This window comes from Weissella fangxianensis (assembly GCF_024718545.1).
Classification (GTDB): Bacteria; Bacillota; Bacilli; order Lactobacillales; family Lactobacillaceae; genus Weissella; species Weissella fangxianensis.
Window position 1 is genome coordinate 1 of sequence record NZ_JAMXDB010000053.1, and the last position, 8,603, is coordinate 8,603.

Below are 8,603 nucleotides of genomic sequence, written 5' to 3' on the forward strand. Positions count from 1 at the left end.
GACAAAAATTTTTGCTAAAATGAATTTTGTTATAAAAATGTAAAAAAATGCCGGTAAAACTGGTGTGATAACGTTTACAGTACATACAAAAAACAGTAATAAAAACAATGTTGCGTCAAATACTTGACAGTGCCCTTTATTATACAACTTTCGATAATATATATTATGTAAACTAGAATAAACCAATTTTTCGAGAAATAAATTACACTTTACTCCCCTTTGTTTATTTACTCCCCCCTTTATTTATACTGACAAATTCCGCATTTAACGGTAAAGAATTAAATATGGTGTTCCAATTTGAACATGTTGAATTAGATGATAACCCCGATGCTGCCTTAGGTAAGTGGTATGATCAACGTGTTTCTCTACCTAAGTTAAAAGAAAACCTAAGTAAGTGGCAATATGAACTTGATGGTAAAGCATGGAATTCACTATACTGGAATAACCACGATCAACCACGTGCTGTCAGCCGTTATGGTAGTGATAAACCAGAGTTCCGTGTCGTTTCTGCTAAAATGGCAGCTACCCTACTACACTTTATGCAAGGAACCCCTTATATCTATCAAGGTGAAGAAATTGGAATGACTAATGCTTACAATCTAGGTTGGGATGACTTTAATGACATTGAGATTTTAAATTCTCGTGAGTACCTAGTTAATAAAGATCATTTGATAGATGATGATACATTATTGCGCTATGTTCATTATAAGGGTCGTGATAATGCACGTACTCCTATGCAATGGGATGCAAGTAAAAATGCTGGCTTTACGCAAGGAACACCATGGCTTAAGATGAACGATAATTTTGATACGATTAACGTCGAAGAAGCATTAACAGATAAGGATTCAGTATTCTACTACTATCAAAAGTTAATTCAACTACGTCACGAGCTACCTATCATTACAACAGGACATTACCAACTTTTGGATCCTGAAGATGAAGAAGTTTATACTTACAAGCGTATTGGTGACAATGAAGAATTGTTGGCTATTAATAACTTTACTGAAAATGAACAAACTCGTGATTATCAAGTACCTGATAATGCAGAAGTTTTGATCAGTAACTATAAAGATGATCAAGGTCAAGTATTACGACCATTTGAATCAAAAGTTTATCGTTACGCAAAGTAATCTTAGAGCATAAAAAGAGCACACCACTTCTCGAGTGGTGTGCTCTTTTTGTGTGCCCTATTTTTAGTATAACCAAGCTGCAAGTGCATATAAGAAAATAATATGTGCAGGATAGAAAATGTAGAAGAAATACTTCATACCACGCCCTTTTGCACCATTGTATAAGGCAATTGGAATGATAGCAAAAAGCATCATCCATTGTGTTGTGCCTAGGAATCCATAGATGGCTGCAACAACCAAAATACTTACTAGCTGTGCCCAACGAACCTTACGGAATATATACATGACTGGGATGAGCAAGACCATTAGACCGTTTTCAGCAAGTAAAATAGCTGGGTTAATAGCTAATAAGGCTTGCATTGCTAGCCTTTGTCCCAAGGAGATTGAACCGCCTGTGGTCAATAACGGCAACATGGCTAGTGATAGTAAGAATGGTAGCAAAAATAAGAAAATTCCAAACGTTATATGCTTCATAGCATGGCCATCAGGTACCTTCTCAAATTGGTCAACAGCTGCCATAAAAATTGTACCAATAAATAAATCACGGAATATATTATTGATTAATTGAACCTGATCAAAATTGATAAGTTGTTGTGTCAGATTCATGAGTAACGCCATAACGACCATACTAATGTACAAACGTAACATATAAGTCTTTTTACTATGGGTATGAGAAAAACCGACCACAGCGGTAAAAAAGAATATGGTTGCTACTGGACGACCAAACCAATCCAACCATGTTGGTGCACCAAAAGGTACAAAGGTTTGATGAAAGTGATCGATAACCATCAAGACTATCCCGATGATTTTAAGATCAAAAGTTGTTAGCTGTAAGAAACGCCCTGATTGTGTTTTCATAAAAATCCTTTCACTTGGGGTTATGCTTTTGATTTATAAAATTGCCTCAAATGATATTATACAGAAAATAGTATAAAAAAAGCTACTAATTTATACAAAATTAGTAGCTAGAATTTTTCTGTTTATAAAATAAATTATTTTTTGTAAACGGGTTTCTTAATAAATATCCAGATCAATAATGAAACAACCAACATGACCAAATAGATATTGAAGACAACCGATAAGTTACCGCCAGCTAATGACAAGATAACTGCACCAGCTAAACTTCCGAATCCAAAACCTTGGTAAATTAGTGAGTAGTTTTGGCTATGGTTATTCAAACCGAAGTAATCTCCAACCATTGTTGGATAGACAGTAATCGTACCACCGAAGAAGAATCCCACAGCAATCATTGCAGCGTAAAATGCTGGCACACTTAAGTGACTACTAAAGGCCAAAGTTGCGACCGCAATAAATGTGACGACATATGACAGAATGAACATTGACTTACGACCGAATTTGTCTGAAAGTGATCCAATTAAGAAACGACCAATCGTGTTAGCAATTGCAACAACGGCAACAATATTAGCAGCTTGGGCAATGTCTAATCCGGCAAGGTTTGTTCCCAAGTTTGATGCGATTCCAGTCAAGTAAACTGACAAAGAGATGGTTAGTAAAGCAATAAATAGCAAGTAGGCTTGTGGTTTACGTAGCATTTCACGAGTCGTGAACTCATGATGAGTTGGGTCATCAACAACATTTTCTTCTTTTGCTTCTGGCGCATCATGAATGAACAAGGCGCCACCTACAATTAGAAGCATTGATAAGAATCCCCAGGTCATTAAAGCATATGGTAGATTGTGTACGATATTAGTACCTAAAACTGCTGAATCAATATATTTAAAAACAAATGAACCTAAACCATAAAATGCAACGGAAATACCAGAGATTAGACCTGTTTTCTCGGGAAACCATTTGATGGCGTTTGACAAAGTTGCCATATACGCGATACCATCAGCAACTCCTAGCATGACACCTGCTGATAAGTAATATAACCACAATTGATCAGCAGAACTAACGCGAGAAGCAATGAAAATTGCAATTCCGAATAATATACCTGCTGACATAGTCACTTTTCGTACACCGAATTTTTTTACCAATGCACCAACAAAGATAGTTGATAATGATAAAGAAAGTGCTCCGATTGAGAAAATCAATGAAACAGAACCTAAATGAGGTTGAACAGCTGCAGTTTTACCTGTAGCTGGGTCTACTACCAATTGATGAAACATTTTCAGAATTGGTGTGTTAAAAATACTCCATGCGTAAAAGGTTCCCACACCCAATTGCACCAGAGCAGTACCAAAGATTACCAGCCAGCGGTTTACAACTTTTGGCTGACCCTTTGATGATAATGCGGTTTGCATAATAATATCTCCTTAAAAAACCTAAATTAACGACAAGCATCTTGAAAACGCTTGCGGTATTTAATATAGTCCTATTTACGGGATTTGTCTATATTAAATATTATAATAATTGGGAACTTATTTTACTTGGATTCTTTTTGACAGAAAAATAGATTGAAACACGTCTTATGCTTCAATCTATTTAGTCTTAAAATTTATTAATGGTAGGATGTTTTTTGTCTATAAAAGTTGTTATCTTTCTAGCTTATGATCAAGTTTTTGTAGTTTCGTTTCAATCGTATTAGTATGGCCAGGACGAATATCGGCATTCAGCGAAACATAAGCCCGAATGCCTTTATCGGTTAATGTCTGGATTGCTTTTTGGACAGTATTCATGACGTCTGACCACTCCCCTTCAATTTCCGTCCCCATTGCCGTTGTTTTGTAGGTTAGGCCTGACTCTTCAATTACGCCAATAATATCATTTACATAAGCGCTTAATTCATCACCAACACCAAAGGGTGCAATTGCAACTGAAATTAATGTATTCATTTTTATTCCCTCTCTTTAATACATAGTCTACAACTATTATAACATTATAGATAACACTCAGTGCTCCGCGGCATGCTCCCAAAAGGTTAGTTCATAGCGATAAGAAGTTAGATAGGTTGCCAAATAGTCCTGTTGCGTCTTTTGTGATAACTTTTTCCAGTCAGGTACTTGTTGATCAACTACTTGCCAACTCCATTGTGTGAAAGCCTGGTATTCAGGGCTTGTATAGTATGATAACCATGGTTCATAAGTATTATTTGGTGTTGCCTTAAGAAAGTGTTTACCAATTAGATGATATGATTCAGTACATGGTAGCAATGCGAGCATCGCGTTGGTTGCATCACCTGCCGTAATAGCCTTTTCCATATGATCTAGATAGGCCAAATTGTGTTGATCAGGTGGTATATTCAACATTGCCTGACTTGCTAAGAGCGCATCATGGGCATCTTGTTCATCGGTAGCTGACGGCTTAGATGCTTGTTGTAATGGTGTTAGTTTTTCTGTTGTTAAGTCAAATAATTTACTGAAGTAATCAGTATAATAACTATCTTGCGCAACATAATAATCACGTTGTGCTTGTGACAGATGGTTATACCCAATGCCTTGCACAAACGATGATTGATAAATATCATCTAGGATTGGTGCGGATTTTTGTAATAAAAATTCGTGAAAATTCATTGATTATCCTCCGTCTCCATGTTTACTTTTACCCAATGGTTTAGTGGCCCATGACCATGACCGACATTAATCGTTTGACGGATAGCTTCATAGGTGAATTTCTTGGCTTGTGGCATGATACTTTTCAGAGTGTATCCTTTAGCTAAATTGGCAGTTATAAATGATGACAATGTATCACCAGTGCCATGTGTGCGATTAGTTTTTATACCAGGTGTTGTCAACCATTCCGACGAACCATCTTCATATAAAATATAATCAGCATATTCATTATCTGTACTAGCACGATGGCCACCCTTTATTAAGACATTATCAGCCCCCATTTTTTGTATTTTAGTAGCCGCATTTATAATGTCACTATCTGTTTCCAATGAGTTACCAACAAGTACTTCAGCTTCAGGCAAATTTGGTGTGATTAAAAACGCTAATGGGATAAGCTCATTCTTTAAGGCCTCAATGGCCGGGTCACTTAATAAATGTGCACCACCCTTTGCGACCATGACAGGGTCAATGATGAGTTTACCAAAGTTGTATGCTTGCCATCCTTGTGCAACCGCATGAACACGTGTTTCATCTAATAATGCGCCTGTTTTGGCAGCTTTAATATCTAAATCATCTGCAATGCTTTTAAATTCTTCTAGAATAAAATTTGCTGGAATTGGGTGTTGATCTTGTACACCATAGGTATTTTGAGCAGTGATGCCGACAACAATCGTTGCCGCGTACACCTCTTGATTATGGAATGTCTTTAAATCAGCGTTGATACCAGCCCCACCACTGGCATCAGTTGAAGCGATTGTAATAACTTGTGGTACGTCTATCATGATTCCTCCCAAATATATGGCAATTTAAAAAGCACAGAAAACCAGGAAATTGGTTTTCTGTGCTTTGAAATCGCATTGACCATTACTTTCCTTCGTTAGTACTAACTAAACAGGTTCAAAGGGTCCGTTGTTTAACGTCTCAGCCTAAAAGAGGCTCCCCTAGTAAATATTAAATTATATGTTAATTATCACATGTATTGCTTTGAAGGTCAATATGATAGTAATTCCTTTAAAGATTATCTGACAAAGCAAGAATTTCTGCTACTAAAAGATTCATCCCGCTTTCATAGTTTGCCAAATTGAAGGATTCATTTGCTCCGTGAGCTGTTGAAGGCTCATCAGTTGGGATAACCCCGAATCCGACACCACTCGACATTAAACGACCAAACGAAGCTCCACCGTTGACCCCTTGGTTTGGTACTTTACCAGTAACTGATTCATAGGCATCTGCTAATAATTTAACCAATTGATTATCTTTACCGACATAATGTGGTACCACACCGGCGGGATCACGAACAATTTTAGTTAACCAAGGTTCATCTGAAAGTATCTTTGAAACCGTGTCTGCTTCATCAAAAGCCAATGAGTGACGGAAATTCAGATTGATATGACCAGCTTTATTGACAATGAAGTCGGTAATACCAATATTTTGACTTGTTTTACCAAGTTTTGGTTCTGCTTTACCATATCCTGATTGTTCCCCATAGGGATCTTTGTGTAGCTTTTGGCCAATGAATTGCAGGAAGTTAGCCGCATTTCCCTCAAAATCGTATTGTGTCATGAAGTTAGCGAGATATGTAGCCGCATTTTTACCAGTTTCTGGTCGTGCAGCATGAGTTGCAACTCCCTGCACAGTCAGAGTGGTTTGATTATCTTTTTGTCTTAGTTCACCCGTAATGTTTTCTGTTTGACAATATTGCTCAAAGTTTTCCTGTAAGCTATTGGTAGGAATGCCAGAGAACGTGGCTTCAGCAAAGCCGGGTAAGACATTGGTTGCTGAACCACTTTTAAAATTAATTAGTTGAATGGTAGCATTTTCAGGATTAGTTGCATCAAAATACAAGTCTAATTGACTAATACCTTTTTCACCGTATGATAAATCTGCTGCGCCGTCGGGTGAAAACCCATATTTTAGTTCCCCCTCTTCTGCAAAGTATTGGTGCATGTCCGCCCATTCGCTTTCTTCGTCTGTACCAATGATAAAGCGAATTTGATGTTTCAATGGGAGGTGCGCATCTTGAATGGCTTTAATTGCGTAGTAAGTCAGCATGACAGCAGATTTCATATCATCAGCACCGCGTGCATAAATATGGTTATCTGCTTTAACAACTGGTGTAAACGGTTCTGTCTGCCATTGGTCAATATCGTTAACCGGCACGACATCAACGTGCACAATGATACCAATTGGTTCGGGATCATTTTCCGGACCAATATAGATATAACCAGCTCGATTACCTACTGTTCCTATTTTTTCGAAACCGTCACGTTCTGCGATTGACATCATGAAGTCAAGAGCGGCCTTGGGACCAGGACCATATGGTGCCTGCGTTGAAGCTAATGCATCTTCACGGACTGAAGGAATTTTTAATAATTCTGTTAAATCACTAAGCCAAGCGTCATGATAAGTTGCGACATTTATTGTACCCATTTAAGAAATCCTCCCAAAAATAATTCCATATATTAACATATATATTACCAATAAATGAAATAATATGCAACGTGAACAAAATAAAACGAATAAATAAACAAAAAACGTGTTGTAAAAGATTGAAACCTTTTGCAACACGTTTGCGTATATTAAGTTTTAAATTCTAAATCAAGTCACGACGAATAATTTCTTGATAAAGAGCAATTGTTGGTGTATTTGCAAGGCGCTTTGGACGCTTAGCTACTGAAATTTTTTTAACACCATCTGCTTTCAATGTTTGTTTAGCCCAAGCCTTCGTACCAAATAATGTCATGAATAATCCTCCCAGTTATTTTAAATACATGGTTATATGATAACCACCACCCCTACCCTAATACGAATAACGGGGGTAATGCAAGGATAGATTTATATAATGTAAAACATGAGATTAACTAATGATGAACATCAAAATGGGGATAACTAATAACATCAATAAAGTGGTTTGCGTGATACTAATAGATGCAAATTTGTAATCTGCTTTATACTCGAGCGCCATAACTGCTGCATTGGTCATTGCTGGCATAGCTGCTTGAATGATAAAGACCTGTTTTAATAATGATGGCAAATCAAAAGGTATCATTATTAACGCCATTGTTAGTGGTGCTAATACAAAACGGCTTAACGACAGTGTGACAGTCTCCTTATTTGGTAACAATTCTTTACGAGAAGTCTTGGCGATAGCAAAACCAATAAAAATTAGGGCTAAAGGAACGTTGGTATCGCCTAGTTCTGTTAAATCAGTAACTAAAAATGCGGGTAGTTTCACATTTATAAAAACTAATATCAATGAAATGACCAGAGCAATCATTGGTGGATTAAACACACCAGCTAATGTTTTCTTCAGATTAAAGTGTTTATTATTATGGTTACCATCAATGGAAATCATATAAACGCCGATTGTCCAAAAAACAGTTGTATTAGCCATATAATAAATAAGTACATAAGGTAGACTGTTCGTACCAAATAACGCCATATTCACAGGTAAACCAACGGTTATCGTATTTGAATTAAAGAGTAACGACTGAAAAAGGCCTTTATGTTTTGGATCAACATGTATAATGCGAGCAATAAAAAATGACAAAACTAACAATAACATCATGCTAGCTAAGGGAAATAATATATTGGTCCCCATTGCAAGTAAGGTTTTCGGTGTAAAATCTTGTGGGATATGAACGATTAAGTATGCTGGTAATGCAACTTTTGAAATAAAGCCAGATAGAAATCGACTTATTTTACCATCAGAATCATCAAAAACATTTCCTTTAATTAAGATAAAACCGATGGCTACTAAGCCCAGAATCATTAACACACCAGTTATACTATGGGTTAACGCTGCCATGTAATATAAACGTCCCCTTTCTAAAATGGCTCTATACTTTCTAGCGTGAAACTAAAAATTTCACGCTTTTTATTTCGCCTTTTTCACAAACAAAAAGACACCAATAAGATACCGGCGTAAAATGTAATCGACGAAAAAAAACAGATACGAGGT

General features: G+C 36.8%; 8 protein-coding genes, 1 pseudogene and 1 riboswitch. Of the genes and pseudogenes, 1 reads left to right on the forward strand and 8 read right to left on the reverse strand.

What is annotated here, in order from left to right; genetic code table 11:
• Positions 1 to 266: 266 nt before the first annotated feature.
• Positions 267 to 1,130 (forward strand): annotated as a pseudogene (locus tag NGR58_RS09455) (alpha-amylase family glycosyl hydrolase); the annotation flags it as partial.
• A gap of 63 nt (positions 1,131 to 1,193) precedes the next feature.
• On the opposite strand, the gene NGR58_RS09460 reads toward NGR58_RS09455, so the two are convergent.
• The 8 genes from NGR58_RS09460 to NGR58_RS09495 form a co-directional block, all read right to left on the reverse strand.
• The gene (locus NGR58_RS09460; RefSeq protein WP_258089261.1) at positions 1,194 to 1,988 is read right to left on the reverse strand and encodes a conjugal transfer protein TraX; all 795 of its coding nucleotides are present in this window, start codon (positions 1,986 to 1,988) and stop codon (positions 1,194 to 1,196) included.
• Positions 1,989 to 2,122: 134 nt separating this feature from the next.
• Positions 2,123 to 3,394 carry an OFA family MFS transporter gene (locus NGR58_RS09465; RefSeq protein WP_258089262.1) on the reverse strand — a complete coding sequence of 424 codons (1,272 nt, stop codon included), beginning with the start codon at positions 3,392 to 3,394 and terminating at the stop codon, positions 2,123 to 2,125.
• A 231-nt stretch (positions 3,395 to 3,625) separates the two neighbouring features.
• Entirely contained in the window at positions 3,626 to 3,925 is a 300-nt protein-coding gene (locus NGR58_RS09470) for an MTH1187 family thiamine-binding protein (protein ID WP_258089263.1), read from the reverse strand.
• A gap of 57 nt (positions 3,926 to 3,982) precedes the next feature.
• On the reverse strand, positions 3,983 to 4,603 hold the full coding sequence (locus NGR58_RS09475) for a TenA family protein (RefSeq protein WP_258089264.1): 621 nt from the start codon (positions 4,601 to 4,603) through the stop codon (positions 3,983 to 3,985).
• Positions 4,600 to 5,424, reverse strand: a complete 825-nt coding sequence (gene thiD / locus NGR58_RS09480) for a bifunctional hydroxymethylpyrimidine kinase/phosphomethylpyrimidine kinase (RefSeq protein ID WP_258089265.1) — start codon at positions 5,422 to 5,424, stop codon at positions 4,600 to 4,602. Before thiD ends, NGR58_RS09475 begins: the two co-directional genes overlap by 4 nt.
• Before the next feature lie 70 nt (positions 5,425 to 5,494).
• A riboswitch (TPP riboswitch) is annotated at positions 5,495 to 5,595 on the reverse strand.
• Between the two features lie 58 nt (positions 5,596 to 5,653).
• Entirely contained in the window at positions 5,654 to 7,072 is a 1,419-nt protein-coding gene (locus NGR58_RS09485) for a Sapep family Mn(2+)-dependent dipeptidase (protein WP_258089266.1), read from the reverse strand.
• A gap of 163 nt (positions 7,073 to 7,235) precedes the next feature.
• The gene (locus tag NGR58_RS09490) at positions 7,236 to 7,385 is read right to left on the reverse strand and encodes a hypothetical protein (protein ID WP_258089267.1); all 150 of its coding nucleotides are present in this window, start codon (positions 7,383 to 7,385) and stop codon (positions 7,236 to 7,238) included.
• 114 nt (positions 7,386 to 7,499) lie between these two features.
• Positions 7,500 to 8,450 carry an AEC family transporter gene (locus tag NGR58_RS09495; protein WP_258089268.1) on the reverse strand — a complete coding sequence of 317 codons (951 nt, stop codon included), beginning with the start codon at positions 8,448 to 8,450 and terminating at the stop codon, positions 7,500 to 7,502.
• Between the last annotated feature and the right edge of the window lie 153 nt (positions 8,451 to 8,603).

What these genes read in the sequence shown, in the direction of transcription:
- NGR58_RS09495 (WP_258089268.1), bottom strand. Translation starts at nt 8,450, where the DNA reads ATGGCAGCGTTAACCCATAGTATAACTGGTGTGTTAATGATTCTGGGC.
- NGR58_RS09465 (WP_258089262.1), bottom strand. Translation starts at nt 3,394, where the DNA reads ATGCAAACCGCATTATCATCAAAGGGTCAGCCAAAAGTTGTAAACCGC.
- thiD (WP_258089265.1), bottom strand. Translation starts at nt 5,424, where the DNA reads ATGATAGACGTACCACAAGTTATTACAATCGCTTCAACTGATGCCAGT.
- NGR58_RS09490 (WP_258089267.1), bottom strand. Translation starts at nt 7,385, where the DNA reads ATGACATTATTTGGTACGAAGGCTTGGGCTAAACAAACATTGAAAGCA.
- NGR58_RS09460 (WP_258089261.1), bottom strand. Translation starts at nt 1,988, where the DNA reads ATGAAAACACAATCAGGGCGTTTCTTACAGCTAACAACTTTTGATCTT.
- NGR58_RS09475 (WP_258089264.1), bottom strand. Translation starts at nt 4,603, where the DNA reads ATGAATTTTCACGAATTTTTATTACAAAAATCCGCACCAATCCTAGAT.
- NGR58_RS09470 (WP_258089263.1), bottom strand. Translation starts at nt 3,925, where the DNA reads ATGAATACATTAATTTCAGTTGCAATTGCACCCTTTGGTGTTGGTGAT.
- NGR58_RS09485 (WP_258089266.1), bottom strand. Translation starts at nt 7,072, where the DNA reads ATGGGTACAATAAATGTCGCAACTTATCATGACGCTTGGCTTAGTGAT.